Consider the following 16,470-nt stretch of genomic DNA (forward strand, 5'->3'; position numbering starts at 1 on the left):
TCTTCCAGCATACGTAGTGCACTCAGTTTTTGTTCAATCGAATGCCGACTTCTCGCCATAAAAAAACACTCCCCAATAGATAAACAGATTTGTTATTTCATCTGTCTACCTATTGGGGAGCATATCACATTCAGCCGGGTCTCTTTGAATTAGTTCGATGAACGCATGAATTGATGAATGCCGGAAGCAGTCGCATCAGCCATCCGTTGACGATATGTCGTACTCGTCAGATGAGCGCGATCGTTCGCATTGCCAATAAATCCGTATTCGACGAGCGTCGACGGGACGGTATTCTTTCCGATGACATACACGTTTTGATACTTCACGCCACGGTTACGAATCGTTGGGATGCGTACGCCGAGTTCACGGTTGATGGCCGCTCCTAAGTTACGACTCGCGGAGACGTAAGGGTTTGTCGTGTAGCTCTCCGTCGTTGGGACGAGAACTTCATGGCCGTGGTAGGCCGTACTCGGTGCCGAGTTGGCATGGACGCTTACAAAAGCGCTCCCTTTATATGACTTTGTCAACGAGACGCGCTGGGCGAGGGATAAGTAGCCATCGTTTGCACGAGTCATTTTGACGTTATAGTTGTACGTGCTCGATAGTGTGTTCGCCAAGCGCTTAGCGATGTCGAGTGCAATGATTTTCTCTTGGACAGATCCGTAAACCGCACCCGGATCGTTCCCGCCATGACCGGCATCGATGACGACGGTGCGTCCTGATCCGGTTGAAGTAGTGGGTGTCGTCGTTGTGCCCGCTTTCAAATAGCGCGCTGCGACGTAGCCGGTCTTCCCACCGTAAGAAACTTTATACCACGAGCCATACGTCCCCCGGTAAGTCACATTGCGGCCAGACGGGATGGTAAGCAATACCGTTCCGGTCGTCGAGGCACTCTTCCGCAAGTTCAAGTTGACAGTCGTCGTATAAGCTTTTGTCGAGCTTGTCGTTGTCGATGGACTTGAAGCTTTTAAATATTGTGAGGAGACGTAACCGGTCTGTCCGCCATACGTCACTTTGTACCATGAACCGTATGTGCTGACATAAGTCACTCGTTTCCCTGTTGGAATCGTCAATAGAATCGTACCTTTCGTCGAGGCGCTTTTCCGTAAATTTAAGTTGACGGTTGTCGTATAGGCTTTCGTTGAACTAGTCGTCATCGTCGAAGCGGTTGTCTGCTTCACATACTGTGAAGCGACGTACCCCGTCTTGCCACCGTAAGAGACTTTATACCACGAGCCGTACTTGCTTATGTATTTGATCGTCGCGCCTGCTGGGATTGTCAGAAGGACTTTGCTCCAAGTCGCTGCACTAAGGCGAAGATTTAAATTAGCTGTTGTTTTATATGTAGTGGCCGCTTCGACACGAGTTGATTCAAATCCGGTCTGTGAAAGCTCGAGCGGTACGACTGCTGCGCCAGTGAAGACGAGGGATGTGCTAAGTAAGAGTTTTAAATGCCAAGGCGTTTTTTCTATGTTCAATCGTGATTCGCTCCTTTTTCTTGAATCTTTGAAATAACGATGAAATGAAATCGTCTTCATGTCTTCGCTATTATATAAGTAAACAAGAAAAAAATGGAGATTAATATGTAAATTATTTATCTTTTTTAAAAAATAGAACGATAGTCGCATTTGGAATAAAAAAAGAGACGCACAGAGGCGTCTCTCAAGAAAGTGATAGGAGTTCAATAAATCTATACTCGATTTTTATTTTCAACCTAGACGTGGGAAGTCTTCGGCCATTGGTTTGAGAACAGGTTCATTAATTTTTCCTAGACGTGGGAAGTCTTCGGCCATTGGTTTAATGATAGGTTCAATTTTACCGAGACGAGGAAAGTCTTCAGCCATTGGTTTAAATGAGCTTCCTAAAAGGAGAATTGCTGCTGCGATAAAGAAGATACCAGTTACTTTTTTCATGATTGAATTCCTCCGATGTGTTGGTTTATGTGGATAAGCTATGATCCCTAGTGTGATGTTGCTCAGTAGTCAGAGAATGGCGATTCTAGCAATGTGTAGATTGCTTCAGATTGTTGTTCAATCCGTGATTTAAAATCTCCGATGAATTGTTGTGGCATGTTCGGTTCATAGAGCGTAACTTTGTCAGACTCTTCTGTCGTAGCAGATGACAAAATTGGAACATGGGCTTCTTGACTGAGCAGTGTGCTGCAAAGAGGAGGAAATTGATTTTCAAACTGTTGGAGTGGTTCTGGTCTCCAACAGATTGATGCTTCTGGGAGAATATATAAGATGTGTCCTTCTTTCAATAAAGACAGACACTGGCTAACAACACTTTGTTGATCCTGTTCAATGTTGATATAGCCGAACTCGTGAAAATGTTTCTCATAGACTGTTTTTGAACTGCGCTTTAGAATAGAGAGAGACAGTTCAGGCCCAAGAATGTATAGCTTTTTATGAGAACGATTTTCTTGAAGCGTTCTAGCAATCAGTTTTGGTAAAGCCTGATAGTAATCAATTTGAAACGCGTTGAGGATGAAGCCTTTAGATGAACGTAACAATTGGGTCAAATGCTCTAATCCCTCAAACTGATTAGTGTCAGCATAGGAATAAGATACCTTAAAAGAAGACGTTTGCTTCGGATGGAAGTAAATTCTAGGTTTAATATAATCTTCTGCGAGTAGAAAGTTTAATTTACCCATTCGTTCTATTCACCTCCGAATTTTGAATTACCTTTTATTATTTTTAATTTGAATCGATTTACCTAATAAAGAAATCGTTACTTCTTTTGCATAGTTAAATTTTATCACGGATAATTAGACTATTGGACTGTTACTGGTTGGGAAAATGGAAGTGATAAAAGGTGTATTTTATCGTTTTTTTGAATGCATTTTCCTGATTATCGTTAAAATAACCTGAATAATCATAAATAGTCGTTAAATTTGGGACGAAGGGGCTACTACTTGAAATGGAATATAACTACGGGAACCTAATTAAAGTAGAGCGAATGCGCAATAATATGAAACAGTCCGTGCTTGCGAGGGGAATCTGCTCCATTTCATATTTAAGTAAAATTGAGAATAATCAAACTACGCCTAGTGAAGAAGTACTAGAACTTATTTTTAAAAGGCTTGGATTAGATGTCCCTCTGTATTTTGACTTTAGCGAACAGGTTCAAGGGATTAAACACGAAATTCGTGAGACGTTAAAAGATGCAATTTTAACTAGAAATGATAAAGATAAACAAATAAAAGTGGAAAAGTACATTACAAGTCCTGTCGTCTCTCAATCAAAGGAATTGTATACGACTTTGTTAATGACTTTAGCTCGATTCGAACTAATGCCTGGTCGAGATGGAAAGTACTTTATAGAACTTGGATGGATTGAAGATCAACTAGACCGTGATGATAAATTAAGATACGCATTAATGAAAGCTTTAACATTATTTCAACTAGGCGACAAAGAAGGTTCTCTTGAATTGTTAGAACAGCTAAATGACGGATTGTCTAGTTCGCACATACCCGACTGGGAACTAGCCGATATGAGATATATTATGGGAGGTATATATTATAAATCCACGGATTTTTTACAAGCGATAGAGAATGTAAGAAGTGCTTTATCTTACTTCAAAGACAATTTTTATGTGGAAAGGATTATTGAATGTCACTTAATTATCGGTTTAGCTTATAAAAGAAGAAAACGCTATATGGAATCATTATCGCATTATGATCTTGCGATTAAAGTTACTAGCGCAACCGATTTAAAGCATTATTATGGAATGATATACAACAACATGGGAGAAATTTATTCTCTTCTTGGTGAAAAAGAAAAAGCATTAGATTATTTTATTAATAGCTTAGAGTATAAAACAGAAATTAAGAGCCGGCTGTATAGTGTGTTGTCATTAATCGAAGTATACGCAGCACTAGAAAATCCTAAAGGGATTATTAAGTGGCTAGAAGAAGGATTTGCACTTATGGGAAATCAAAAGGATTTAGATGAATTTATCTACCACTTCGAAATCTACAAAAACTGTTATCAAGAACAAGACAAACTTAGTTTGATGAACAGCCTAAAGAAAGCGGTTCAATACTTTGAGTCGTTTGACGAATATCTATATACAAACAAATACGCACTCTGGCTTGCGCGTGAGCTTCGTGAAAACGGAAAGTACAAACTAGCTACCGAGTACTATGAAAAATCTATCGCGATCATGTCGAGATGGGATTAACGCTTCCCTCGGGAGGCGTTTTTTCACGCACAAAAAAAGAGACGCCCGAATCGTCTCTTTCATGGTGTAGTAAAATAGTGGACCGTCCAAAACGATTCATGGAGAAGTGACTCTTGTTCCGCATGCCCTGCCTGTACTTGTTGGATCAAGTGGATGATGTGCTTTTGCAAGTTTGAATCGTGGGAACCGCTATGGAGGATATGATCCTCGTTCGCGATGATGTAGAAACCACCTAAGCGAAGCGGGATGTGGTTTCTCACGATTGATACGGCAATCTGGAGTTCGGTTTGTCCACCTTGAAGTGGAACGTTTAAATCAAAACGTCCCCATTGTTTAAAGTCGCCTAATTCTGAAAACGCGGGTGGGTCCTGGTGATCCAACTTCATGACCTCCAATCGTGTGTCTCTCTTCTTCCTTAGTATAACTTCTTTTCTATAAAAGACGTGTAAGAATATTGGCGTAGGTATAACCGAGTGAACTTGTTCTGTTCCGTTGCTATTGTTTTTCTATATTATGCCAAAAGATTCCTTTATTAAAAAGCAAAAAGCGGTGAAAAAACACGATCGGCTGAAATGCCAATCGTGTTCATTGATGAATCGCTTCTTTTAAAGTCGGTAATTCACAGATGAACGTGCTGCCTTCACCGTAAACTGATTCGACATGAAGGTGGCCTTCGTGTGCTTTAGTGATTTCTTTACAGATGGCAAGGCCAAGCCCGGTGCCGCCGATTTTACGACGATCCGAATTGTCGACACGATAAAATTTTCCGAATAAGTTCGGCAGAGCGGACGAAGGGATGCCGATTCCGTTATCGCGTACTTTTATGACGACTTGATCGTCGATCCGTTCGAGCGAGACGAGGACGTTGCCGCCTTCTGGTGAGTATTTGATGGCGTTGCTGAGCAAGTTGCCGAGTAGTTGTTGCATCCCGGCGAGATCTGCCTCGATATGAAAATCTTGGGCCGAGTCGGCGTCGAGGTGAATGTGGTGCAGGTCGGTCGTCTCTTGATAGAATGTGATGCTGTCGCGTGCTAGTGTATACAAATCGACATGTTCCCACTCGAACGTCTGTTTTCCGGCCTCCATCTTTTGAAGGTCGAGGAAGTCGCTGACCAAGTAGGAGAGGCGTTTCGCCTCGTCATGAATCGTCTTCAAATACAATTCACGGCGGCTGTCTTTCAAATTACGTTCGAGCATCAATTCTGTGAACCCGTAAATCGATGACAGCGGCGTCCGTAATTCATGAGACACGGTCGAAACGAGCTCGGACTTCATTCGGTCGATTTCTGTTTCGGCCGTCACATCACGTAAGACGAGCATCGTTCCGTGAAGCGTCTCGTCCCGGTAAATACTTTCCGCGTAAACTTGAAGGTAGCAATCCCCCTGGTCAAGCGAAATCGAAAGTCCGTCTACCGGAGGGTCTTGGTTGAAGACGCGTTCAACATAGTCGATGAACAACTCACGTTGGTCGACGCGTTCGGCCAACTGTTCGATATCGATCGAGACGGTGGCCAATTCCTCATAGCCTTTGTATTCGAACTGAAGCTCATCGAACATGCGCACGAAAGCCCGGTTACCGACGACGGTCTGTTCTTCGTAGTTCAAGTAGAGGATCGCTTCGCGCACCGAGTTGATCAATTGGGCCGTCTCTTTCCGGTCTTGTTGCATCTGACTGTAAAGGCGTGTCCGTAGCAAGGAAATCGCCAATTGATTCGCGAACGCGTTCAATTCCGACTTTTCACTCGCATCGAACTGTTCGTCATAACAAGCGAGGTAGAGGCACCCAATCATCTTGCCATCAGACGGATCCTTTACCGGGATGGCCGTCTCGTGGATATAGTAAGGATAGTTGTGAACATCGTCGGCAATTTTTTTCGACGTCGCCTCGAGTGCTTGTGAGGTCATGGTACGTTGTAATAGATATGATTTTTCGATTAAGCTCTCTTGTTGTTCCTCGGTCATTCCATTTGGGACGACCGAATGGATTTCTCCGTCCTTGACGAGCATCAACGCGCCGAATTCTGCTTCGGTCAACAAGACGATTTTTTCGATGACCGAAGAATAGTCGAATAACGATTCCTTCGAGGCGAGCACTTCAATCAATTCGTTTCGGGATTGTAGTTTGGTCTCATTTTGTTTTGATTCCTCGAGCACTTGTTGCGTCTCTTGTTGCTTCGCGTGCATGTTTTCGTTTTGAGCAGCCATCCGTTTGATGAGCGGTCGCCCGATTAACAAAATAGCTCCGATAAACATGACTAACCCGACTACCCAGATCCAGCGTAGCGACATCAGTTCGCTTGACGAGACTGTCCCGTCTCGAACGACCCAAGCTCCGATCCCGGTCAAGACGAGGCTAGCGATACATACTCCGTATAAGATGCGGAGTATTTGGCGACTGTCCAATTGTTCAATCCACTTGCCCATAATACGCTCTACTTCCTTCCTTGTCTGAAAACCACTCCACTTCATTCATCAAATAATCGAAATATACATAAAGAGAAATCGTCTGAAAACCAAACTGCTCATGTACTGTGAAATCGGCTGATTTTCTTTTTCTCTAATTAACACATCTAAACGGATATACCCCGAATTTAATAACCCTACACATTCCGATGCGTTTACGTTTGACATCGTCCATTCGAAACAGCTAGCTTGAAAGTAACAATATGATGAAAGAAGAGGTGGCTTATGTTATCAATCGATCCGACTGCATTGACTGAACGAGATACGTATAAGTTTTTAATCGGGAGCATCGTCCCGCGGCCGATTGCTTTTGTGACGACGCGCAACGGTGATGTCGTCAATGCTGCCCCGTTCAGTTACTTTAATATCATCGCGTCAAACCCTCCGCTCGTCTCGGTGTCCATCCAACGAAAAGATGGCGTCATGAAAGATACGGCTCGGAATGCAGTTGCGACTGAGGAACTCGTGATTCATATCGTCGATGAGACGAACGTCGCACTCGTAAACGAGACGGCGGCGAACCTAGGGCCAGAGGAAAGTGAGCTCGACCGGACGACGTTCACGCTCGAACCGAGTGACGTCATTGAAACGCCGGGTGTCAAAGAAGCGAAGATCCGGATGGAGTGTAAACTTCATCATCACGTTCCCATCGAACATGACGGAAAAGTGACGGCCGATGTTTTAATCGCCCGTGTCGTCCGTTTTCATGTCGATCCCGAATTGTATCAAGCCGGGCGCGTCGACGCAGCGCAATTGGCACCGGTCAGCCGTCTGGCTGGTGATTTTTATGCCAAACTCGGTGAACAGTTCGAGATTGAACGACCTAAATAAATATCGAAGGCGCCCGCTCGTTTTGGAGAGAGGGCGCCTGTTTTCGGGTAAAGAACGGAAAGCCGATTCGTACGATGTATTTCTTTCATTCAAGCGGCTCAATATGTCACAATAAAATCAGAACATTCGAATTTCGGAAGAGACAGGAACAAGAGAAAAAGGGGAGTCGGCCATGTCTTATCGTCCAGCCATTCAATCGATCATCACCGCCATTGAGACGGTGATCGTCGGAAAAGAAGATGTCATCGCGAAAAGTTTGACTGCTTTGCTTGCCGGAGGTCACGTGCTGTTAGAAGATGTCCCGGGTGTCGGGAAGACGATGCTCGTTCGTGCCTTCAGCCGTGCCATCGACCTTAACTTTAAACGCGTTCAATTCACTCCAGACATGCTCCCGTCCGATTTGACGGGCATCTCGATGTATAACCAAAAGACGAAAGAGTTTGAATATCGTCCTGGCCCGCTCATGGGCAACATCGTCCTAGCCGACGAAATCAACCGGACGTCACCAAAGACGCAGTCGGCGCTCTTAGAGGCGATGGCGGAGCGCAGTGTGACCGTTGACGGCGAAGTGAAGATTCTTCCGTCGCCGTTCTTCGTCATGGCGACCCAAAACCCGATCGAGCATGAAGGGACGTACCCGTTACCGGAAGCCCAACTCGACCGTTTTCTTCTCAAAATCGAGATGGGCTATCCGTCATTTAATGAGGAGATTGCCTTGTTGACCCGCTTCGAGAAGGCAGAACCGCTAGAAGCGTTGCAAAGTGTCATCTCGAAAGAAGAAGTGGAACAGATGCAGCGTGAAGTACGCGACGTTCACGTCTCGAGCGCGGTCAAGCAGTATATCGTCCGCTTGATTCATGAGACGCGGAACGACCCGTTCACATACCTCGGCGGAAGTCCGCGGGCGACGCTCGCTCTAATGAAAACGGCTCAGGCGTGGGCATACATCCATAACCGTGATTTCGTCTTACCGGATGACGTCAAGGCGCTCGCAGGAAGCGTGCTCGGGCACCGGGTATTGTTGACGGCGGAAGCGCGCTATAAAGGGAAGACGTCAGAGCAACTCGTCAAAGGGTGGCTCGACACACTTCCCGTCCCGATGGATCGCGAGGTCAAGGAAGTATGAAAAATTGGATGAAGCTGTTCCTCGTCTGGGCGGCGGCATTCGGACTTTATGCGTTCGCTCGCATCGAAGGGAGTATCGTCGCGTCGACGCTATGGTGGTCATTTTTCGTCTTGACCGTGTACTGGACGCTGTTCATGGTGTATCCTGTCACGGCGGCGAACGTGTCTCGTCGCGTCACGACAAAACGACTCGTCTCTGGGCAGACGATGGACGTGGCACTTCGAATCGAACGAAAGTACCCGTTCCTCATCGGTGTCGTTACGCTTGAAGAGACACCGCCATCGCGCTTGGCCGAGGTGACGAATCCGATCGTGACCCCGGTCGATCGTTTCTTTCGACGCAGTGAGACGGTCCATTATGAGGTTGAACACATTAAGCGAGGCATTCATGTGTTTGACCGGACACTCCTTCACGTCCGTGACGTCTTTGGGTTATTCGACCGTAAACGGACGCTTCGGATTGAGACGGTCGTCGAAGTCTCCCCGGCTGAACTTCCTTTCGATTTGCCGCGCGATGAACACGTCGGCGGACGGGGCGAGCAATATCGGCGCACCCGGACATATACCGAAGTCGCCAATACGACGAGCGGTGTCCGTGAGTATGCGGCCGGTGACCGTATCGGCCGGATCGATTGGAAAGCGTCGGCCCGTCGAGACAACTTGATGACGAAGACGTTCGACCAAGAACAAGAAAAGAAACTATCGCTCGTATTCGTGCCGTCGGCTTCGGCCGGGCATGAGGAAGCGTTCGAACGTTCGCTGTCACTGCTCGTCGGGGCGATTCGGCAACTCGAGCGCAAAAACTTGCCGTTTGAACTGTACGTCATTGAAGAGCAAGTCCGCTTGTTCCACTTGCCGGACCAAAGTGCCGAGCTTGGGCATTATCTGTTGACGGCGACGCCGGAACCGGAAGCCCGTCTCGTCGAGCGGGTCAAGCGCAACATGCCGCAGGAGACGGGCAACTTGATTTTGATTAGCCCGTTCGAGACGAAATGGGTGCGCGAACTCATGCATGAGACCCAAGGCAGCTATCATCTCTATACGGCGAATGAGGTGACGACATGACCGAGTGGGTGAAGCGAATCGTTTATACGGCCCTGGCCGCTTACTTGTTGTCATTTTGGGTTGAACCGATTGTCGGAAGCACGACGTTTGATGTGAACTGGCCGTTTTTATTTTTGTTGCTCGTGCCGATGTTTGCGAGCCTGCTCCCTTGGTACGGCTTTATCACTGTCGTCGTCCTCAACTTTTTTACGGTCCTCTACATCTATCACGGCAGTTTGCTCGACTGGTTCGGACTATGGCTCGACGACTTGACGGGCGTATTGAGCGGGGCGCTGCCTGAAGAAGCCATTTTCTTCTCGGCGATGGCGCTCATCGGTGTCTTGTTTGCCATTTTGGTCGGCCGGACGTATCCGAGCTACGGCTTCGTTCTCGGAATGATTGTCTCGACGCTTGGGTTGATGGCGTATTTTGACACGTGGACGCTCTATGATGGTGAAAGTAATATCCTATTCGCCATCTTGGCATCGCTCTTCCTCTTGTTCGTGACCGATGTGGCGAAGCGTCCGAGCAAATCGCTCGTCCGTTACGTCAGCATCAGCCTGCTCGCTGCGGTCGTCATCGTACTTGGCAGTGTGTCTCCGACAATCGAAGGGGACTGGTCTGATCGGTTGACGACGAGTTTCCAAAACGCGGTGAACGAGGGCGGTTCGGGGAGTGGTCGCGTCGGTTATGGCGTGAACGACGAACAGCTCGGCGGTCCGTTCGAACAAGATGACGGCATCGTCTTCATCGCACGGGGTGTGCCGGCCCGCTATTGGCGCATCGAGGCAAAAGAGATTTACACGGGTAAAGGATGGGTTGAATCCCCTGTCCTCGATTCTGACTATAACCGGGGGCAGCTCGTCGACGATGAGGTCGATACGACCCCGGAACAGGCGTTGCTCCGATTTGACCGCCGCCAGTCGTTCGTCCCCTATGGCGGGGAATACCCGCAGGCAGCGGAGACGGAGAGTGGGACGGAGTTCCTTGTCGGAGACATCGAAGAGGCGTTCCCGAATGAGACGATCCACATTCGCCCTTCCGGAAAAATCGTATTCGATAATGACGGACAAGTGACGCCGGAGACGATTCAGTTGCGATACAGCGTCCCTGCATTTACAGAACAACAACTCGAGCTGAACGAACCGGTGACGACGTTGACGGACGAGGAGCAACAAGCTTATTTGCAGTTGCCGGATACGCTACCGGACCGGGTCCGTGATTTAGCGGTCGAGATTATGGCCGACAGTGAGAACCCGTACGAACAAGCGCAAGCGATCCAAGCCTTCTTCCAGTCAGGCGAGTTCCAATATGACACGGAAGATGTGGCAACCCCTGAAGGCGAGACCGACTATGTCGACCAGTTCTTGTTCGATACGCTCGTCGGGTACTGTGATAACTTCTCAACGTCAGCTGCCGTGCTCCTGCGGGCGAACGGCGTGCCAACGCGTTGGGTGAAAGGCTTTACGATGGGGGATACACGCGGAGTCATCCAAGGTGAGGAAGAATATACGGTCCGAAACCGCCACGCCCACTCGTGGGTCGAGTATTTCGTGGAAGGGGCTGGTTGGGTGCCGCTCGAGGCGACGATCAGTTTCTCTGACTCTAGCTTGTTGCAAGTCGAAACGGAATCGGACATCCGAGCAGATGATCCGGTGGCGAACGACCCTCAGGCGAACCAAAACGATCAACAGACGAACCGTCCGCAAGAAGACTTGGCGCTCGACGACGTCGCGACAGGCGAGACGGCGGCCGAGTCGTGGAATATACCGGTTTGGGCTTGGGTGCTCATCGTGTTCGCAGTTGCCTTGCTCGTCTGGAACCGTAAGTCACTCGAACGGTTGATCATGGTCCTCTGGTGGACGAGACGTCCGCTCAATGAACCACGGCTCGTGGCGATGCATCGTTATCTCGTGAAACGGCTTCGCGGCGCCGGATTTAAAGTTGAGGGCCGGACGCCGTCCGAGCTCGCGGCCGAAGTCGATGCGTACTACGAATCGGACGAAATGACGCGCTTGACGCGCTTGTTCGAACAGAGCCTTTACGCCGATCAAACTCCGAATTCAAAATATAAAGAATATTGGAAAATCATGATTCGCCGAATTATGAGTTGAAGTGAACGGGTTCATACAGTAAGATAGACGCATTAGTTAGACAATTGAACAAAGCATTCCTTCGTATATACTCGCGAATTGGCGCGAGAGTCTCTACCGGACCACCGTAAATGGACCGACTATGAAGGAGCACGTTTCGTATACAGAAAAAAGGGCGTGCTTCTTCTTCGGTTTGGTGAATCCGGGGGAGAGGCTCGCTCTTTTTTTGAGATGAAGGCAGAAAGGTGGAGGTTTTGTGAAGATAGAACAAGAAATGATTTTGGTGCTCGACTTTGGAGGACAATACAATCAGTTGATCACACGCCGAGTGCGTGACCTTGGGGTGTACAGTGAGCTTCATTCCCATAAGATGACCGCTGCCGAGATTCGTGAACTTGCCCCGGCCGGTATTATTTTCTCGGGCGGACCGAACAGCGTTTACGCGGAAGGTGCGTACCGCTGCGATCCGGAAATCTTTGAACTCGGTATCCCGATCTTTGGGATCTGTTACGGCATGCAGCTCATGACGCATCACTTCGGTGGACGCGTCGAACGTGCGGCCCATCGCGAGTATGGGAAAGCGACGCTGTTCTCGACACCTGAAGCATCTGCCCTTTACACAGGCTTGCCAGTTGAGCATACGGTGTGGATGAGCCACGGTGACCTCGTCATGGAAGCACCGGAAGGGTTCATCGTCGATGGGACGAACCCGTCTTGCCCGGTCGCCTCGATCAAAAACGACGACCTCAAAATGTATGGTGTCCAGTACCATCCGGAAGTACGTCACTCGGAGTACGGCAACGACATCTTGAAAAACTTCATCTATGAAGTGTGTGGTGCCAAAGGCGAGTGGTCGATGGAGAACTTTATCGACATCGAAGTCGAAAAGATCCGTGAGATCGTCGGCGATAAACAAGTCCTCTGCGCCTTGTCTGGCGGTGTCGACTCATCTGTCGTCGCAGCACTCGTCCATCGTGCGATTGGGGACCAGTTGACGTGTATGTTCGTCGACCATGGTTTGCTCCGTAAAAACGAGGCGGATAGCGTCATGAAGACGTTCGCAGACGGATTCAACATGAAAGTCATCAAAATCGATGCGCAAGAACGTTTCATGGCGAAGTTGGCCGGCGTCTCGGATCCGGAACAGAAGCGGAAAATTATCGGCAATGAGTTCATTTACGTGTTTGACGAAGAAGCGTCTCAACTCGTCGATATGGACTTCCTTGCCCAAGGGACGCTTTACACGGATATCATCGAGAGCGGTACTGACACGGCGCAGACGATCAAGTCGCACCATAACGTCGGTGGCCTGCCTGAAGATATGAACTTCACGTTGATCGAGCCGCTCAACACGCTATTTAAAGATGAAGTACGGGAACTCGGGACCGAACTCGGCCTTCCTGAATACATCGTTTGGCGTCAGCCGTTCCCGGGACCGGGTCTTGGCATTCGCGTCCTCGGTGAGATCACAGAAGAGAAGCTTGAAATCGTCCGCGAGTCGGATGCGATCCTTCGCGAAGAAGTGAAGAAGGCTGGACTCGAACGCGATATCTGGCAGTACTTCACCGTCCTCACACCGATCCGTTCGGTCGGGGTCATGGGCGACGAGCGGACTTACGACTATGCGGTCGGCGTTCGTGCCGTCACGTCGATTGATGGGATGACGTCGGACTGGGCACGTATCCCGTGGGACGTGCTTGAAAAGATTTCAGTTCGAATCGTCAATGAAGTCAGTCACGTCAACCGTGTCCTGTACGACATCACATCGAAGCCACCAGCGACAATCGAGTGGGAATAAACTTGAGCAGAGGGGAATCCCTCTGCTTTTGTCTAATTCCGAACATTTAACGAAAAAATATTAATAAAATCCGTTATTTTGTTGACATTCAATTTTAACGCTGATAAGATAAAAACGTTCTTATTCATATCCGAACAATCAAATTAAATTTTGCCGTATAATATCGGGAATATGGCCCGAGAGTCTCTACGAAATCACCTTAAATGATTTCACTACGGCGAGACATATATAAGGGGACGTCTGTCCCTGTATGTTTCGCGTGGGGTCCTCGGTCATTGATCGGGGACCTTTCTCGTTTTACGGCGAGCCAAGGAGGAAAACCAATGAGCACACAGCTCAAGCAAGAACCGAAACATCAACCGTCAGAAAGCCGGATCGAACGTCACTTCCAGTTGAATGAACTTGGAACGAACGTAAAAACCGAACTCGTCGCAGGATTCACTACATTCCTCGCGATGGCGTACATCTTGTTCGTCAACCCGAACGTGCTCGGGGCTGCTGGGATGGACATGGGTGCCGTCTTCGTGGCAACTGGTCTCGTCGCACTTATCGGATCGGTCACGATGGGGCTATTCGCCAACTACCCGATCGCCATCGCGCCTGGTATGGGGCTTAACGCCTTCTTCGCCTACAGTGTCGTCATCGGGATGGGCATCCCGTGGCAGACGGCGCTCTCGGGTGTTCTCGTCTCAGGATTGTTCTTTATCGCTTTGACGCTCTCAGGTATTCGTGAGACGGTCGTTAACGCGATTCCGGCTCCGCTTAAAATGGCGGTGGCGGCAGGGATTGGTTTCTTCATCGCCTTCATCGGCTTGAAAAATGCAGGGATTGTTGTTGCGAACGAAGCGACACTTGTCGGCCTTGGATCGCTCAGGACAGGAACTACGCTTCTCGCGGTATTCGGTCTCGTCGTCAGTGCATTGTTGATGGCTCGAGACATCAAGGGTGGAATTTTCATTGGGATGTTGTTGACAGCCATCGCAGGAATGATTTTTGGTCTCGTGCCGACACCGACTGCAATCTCAGATGTTGTATCGATGCCGCCAAGCATGTCTTCGACGTTCGGCCAAGCATTCATCAACTTCGGTGATGTTTTCACGCTTCAAATGCTCATCGTCATCTTGACGTTCTTCTTCATCGACTTCTTTGATACGGCAGGAACGCTCGTTGCTGTTGCGCGTCAAGCTGGAATCATGAAAGAAAACAAAGTGCCGCGTGCGAGTAAGGCGCTCATGGCGGATTCGACTGCGACGGTTGCAGGTGCGATCTTCGGTACGTCGACAGCGACGTCTTACGTCGAATCGTCAGCGGGTGTAGCGGCGGGTGGTCGTACAGGGTTGACTGCTGTGTTCGCAGGTCTCTTCTTCGGGTTAGCGTTGTTCTTCTCACCACTCTTAGCAGTCGTCACGGCACCGGTTACGGCACCGGCACTCATCATCGTTGGTGTGTTGATGGCCTCAGCTCTCCTCGATATCGATTGGAAAAAAATAGAAATCGCAGTTCCGGCATTCTTGACGATTATCATGATGCCGCTCACTTCATCGATTGCTACTGGGATTGGACTTGGGTTTATCCTTTATCCGCTCATGATGATCGCGAAAGGGAAGACGAAAGAAATTCATCCAATCATGTACGGGATGCTCGTCATCTTCCTTGCTTACTTCATGTTCTTACCGCACGCATAACGTGACTAAGGCCGACTCGATCAAGAGTCGGCCTTTTTGTATACGGTATTCTCTGGCAGGAACGGGTCATACATCGTCAAGGCGTGGTTTTCGGTGATGAACTCGTTACGCAGCAGTGTCCCGTCCTGTGAAATGACTTCTTGGAAAATTTGATTGTGCCGGATTGTACCGCCCCACCATTCCTTTGTGAAATGGTGGTTTTGTTCGTATATTCTATAACTGACGGCCGGCGGGATGTCGGACCGCCATTCGCCGACAAGTTCATCTCCTTCTATATATAGAAGCAATTGATACGTTTGGGTTGTCTGATTCGTAATTTGCAGATCGAGATAATTGTATGAACATGTCGCCCCGCTGCCGAACGGTTGGTCGCGTCTAGAGTCCGGGAATACATCGTAACTGTGCCGATAACGTTCGGTGACGGTGAGTGGGCTGTGCAGTGTGATCCAGTAAATCAAATTCGAAAGTTGACATAGGCCGCCCCCGACACCGGTAGTGACTTTGCCGTAGTGAAGGATCATGCCGTCGACATATCCTTTCCGTTTCGTCGGCCGCCCGATTGATTTCCAGTAAGATAATACTTCACCAGGGTGGACGATCAAGTTGTTAAGTTGCTTGATTGCGATGTGCAGGTTGATCACTTTGTTTCGTTGCATTTCCATATCGACATCACGGAGTCTTCTATATAAAGGTGTGCGATGGGTGTGGATCAAATGAGGCAACGGCGCTTTACTTTTAGTGGACGCATAGTGCTTCTCGTCTGTCATCCATTCAAGACTTCGCTTGAGCGTATATACTTGTGTCCCTGCCCAGATACGTAGGGCAGACCTATGTTTTGGTTGGAGTTGCTGCATGCCGTGGCCACCTTCTGTGAATGAGTATAGGGGACGTATTCGATTAGCGGAGAGTGATTCCTTCTTTAGAGAAAATAAGAAAGGAAATTTTCTAAAGTTTTTTTAGAATAATGCTTGCCAGGCAGTTTGGAGGATGATATAGTTATCTCTGTTGCCAACAACGCTTTCGGAAACAAGAAAAAAGTTGTTGACATGATTTAAAAAGAAATGTTATTATCATTTAGTCGCTAAGCGCGGCAGACGAACTTTGAAAACTGAACGATGAGGCAAAAAAAGTTTTACAAGTTTTGATTGAAGCGCAAGCTTCGTCATTTTCAAGAGCTATATCAAATTCTTTGGAGAGTTTGATCCTGGCTCAGGACGAACGCTGGCGGCGTGCCTAATACATGCAAGTC

At 48.3% G+C, this 16,470-nt stretch carries 13 protein-coding genes, 1 rRNA gene and 2 riboswitches; of the genes, 8 read left to right on the forward strand and 6 right to left on the reverse strand.

Annotated elements, in window-relative coordinates; all coding sequences use genetic code 11:
- Window positions 1-149: 149 nt before the first annotated feature.
- The 3 genes from EVJ23_RS14820 to EVJ23_RS14830 form a co-directional block, all read right to left on the reverse strand.
- The gene (locus EVJ23_RS14820; protein ID WP_236633797.1) at window positions 150-1,478 is read right to left on the reverse strand and encodes an N-acetylmuramoyl-L-alanine amidase family protein; all 1,329 of its coding nucleotides are present in this window, start codon (window positions 1,476-1,478) and stop codon (window positions 150-152) included.
- Between the two features lie 231 nt (window positions 1,479-1,709).
- Window positions 1,710-1,913, reverse strand: a complete 204-nt coding sequence (locus EVJ23_RS14825; protein WP_131466572.1) for a hypothetical protein — start codon at window positions 1,911-1,913, stop codon at window positions 1,710-1,712.
- Window positions 1,914-1,975: 62 nt separating this feature from the next.
- On the reverse strand, window positions 1,976-2,653 hold the full coding sequence (locus EVJ23_RS14830; RefSeq protein WP_131466574.1) for a hypothetical protein: 678 nt from the start codon (window positions 2,651-2,653) through the stop codon (window positions 1,976-1,978).
- 266 nt (window positions 2,654-2,919) lie between these two features.
- On the opposite strand from EVJ23_RS14830, the gene EVJ23_RS14835 reads away from it, so the two are divergent.
- The gene (locus tag EVJ23_RS14835) at window positions 2,920-4,182 is read left to right on the forward strand and encodes a tetratricopeptide repeat protein (RefSeq protein WP_131466576.1); all 1,263 of its coding nucleotides are present in this window, start codon (window positions 2,920-2,922) and stop codon (window positions 4,180-4,182) included.
- A 59-nt stretch (window positions 4,183-4,241) separates the two neighbouring features.
- Here EVJ23_RS14835 and EVJ23_RS14840 read toward each other — a convergent pair whose 3' ends face one another.
- Both EVJ23_RS14840 and EVJ23_RS14845 read right to left on the reverse strand, forming a co-directional pair.
- Window positions 4,242-4,562: a hypothetical protein gene (locus EVJ23_RS14840; RefSeq protein ID WP_131466578.1), complete on the reverse strand. Its 321-nt coding sequence runs from the start codon at window positions 4,560-4,562 to the stop codon at window positions 4,242-4,244.
- Window positions 4,563-4,767: 205 nt separating this feature from the next.
- Window positions 4,768-6,606, reverse strand: a complete 1,839-nt coding sequence (locus EVJ23_RS14845; protein WP_236633572.1) for an ATP-binding protein — start codon at window positions 6,604-6,606, stop codon at window positions 4,768-4,770.
- Window positions 6,607-6,870: 264 nt separating this feature from the next.
- Here EVJ23_RS14845 and EVJ23_RS14850 point away from each other — a divergent pair, with 264 nt between their 5' ends.
- From EVJ23_RS14850 to EVJ23_RS14875, 6 genes are all read left to right on the forward strand, one after another.
- Window positions 6,871-7,476, forward strand: coding sequence for a flavin reductase family protein (locus tag EVJ23_RS14850; protein ID WP_131466580.1), 606 nt, complete (start codon window positions 6,871-6,873; stop codon window positions 7,474-7,476).
- A gap of 172 nt (window positions 7,477-7,648) precedes the next feature.
- The gene (locus tag EVJ23_RS14855; protein ID WP_070329107.1) at window positions 7,649-8,602 is read left to right on the forward strand and encodes an AAA family ATPase; all 954 of its coding nucleotides are present in this window, start codon (window positions 7,649-7,651) and stop codon (window positions 8,600-8,602) included.
- Window positions 8,599-9,666, forward strand: a complete 1,068-nt coding sequence (locus EVJ23_RS14860) for a DUF58 domain-containing protein (RefSeq protein WP_131466582.1) — start codon at window positions 8,599-8,601, stop codon at window positions 9,664-9,666. The genes EVJ23_RS14855 and EVJ23_RS14860 overlap by 4 nt, the downstream gene beginning before the upstream one ends.
- Before the next feature lie 8 nt (window positions 9,667-9,674).
- Window positions 9,675-11,759 carry a transglutaminase domain-containing protein gene (locus EVJ23_RS14865; protein ID WP_236641241.1) on the forward strand — a complete coding sequence of 695 codons (2,085 nt, stop codon included), beginning with the start codon at window positions 9,675-9,677 and terminating at the stop codon, window positions 11,757-11,759.
- Between the two features lie 41 nt (window positions 11,760-11,800).
- A riboswitch (purine riboswitch) is annotated at window positions 11,801-11,901 on the forward strand.
- Between the two features lie 111 nt (window positions 11,902-12,012).
- Window positions 12,013-13,536 carry a glutamine-hydrolyzing GMP synthase gene (gene guaA / locus EVJ23_RS14870; protein WP_070329119.1) on the forward strand — a complete coding sequence of 508 codons (1,524 nt, stop codon included), beginning with the start codon at window positions 12,013-12,015 and terminating at the stop codon, window positions 13,534-13,536.
- A gap of 133 nt (window positions 13,537-13,669) precedes the next feature.
- Window positions 13,670-13,771, forward strand: a riboswitch (purine riboswitch).
- 88 nt (window positions 13,772-13,859) lie between these two features.
- Window positions 13,860-15,221 carry an NCS2 family permease gene (locus EVJ23_RS14875; protein WP_131466586.1) on the forward strand — a complete coding sequence of 454 codons (1,362 nt, stop codon included), beginning with the start codon at window positions 13,860-13,862 and terminating at the stop codon, window positions 15,219-15,221.
- Window positions 15,222-15,241: 20 nt separating this feature from the next.
- Here the strand turns inward: EVJ23_RS14875 and EVJ23_RS14880 are convergent, their stop codons facing one another.
- Complete coding sequence (locus EVJ23_RS14880; RefSeq protein ID WP_131466588.1) at window positions 15,242-16,075, reverse strand: VanW family protein; 834 nt, start codon at window positions 16,073-16,075, stop codon at window positions 15,242-15,244.
- A gap of 332 nt (window positions 16,076-16,407) precedes the next feature.
- On the opposite strand from EVJ23_RS14880, the gene EVJ23_RS14885 reads away from it, so the two are divergent.
- Window positions 16,408-16,470, forward strand: a 16S ribosomal RNA gene (locus EVJ23_RS14885); the annotation flags it as partial.

It is taken from the genome of Exiguobacterium sp. SH1S1 (assembly GCF_004337245.1).
In the GTDB taxonomy this organism is placed as follows: domain Bacteria; phylum Bacillota; class Bacilli; order Exiguobacteriales; family Exiguobacteriaceae; genus Exiguobacterium; species Exiguobacterium aurantiacum_A.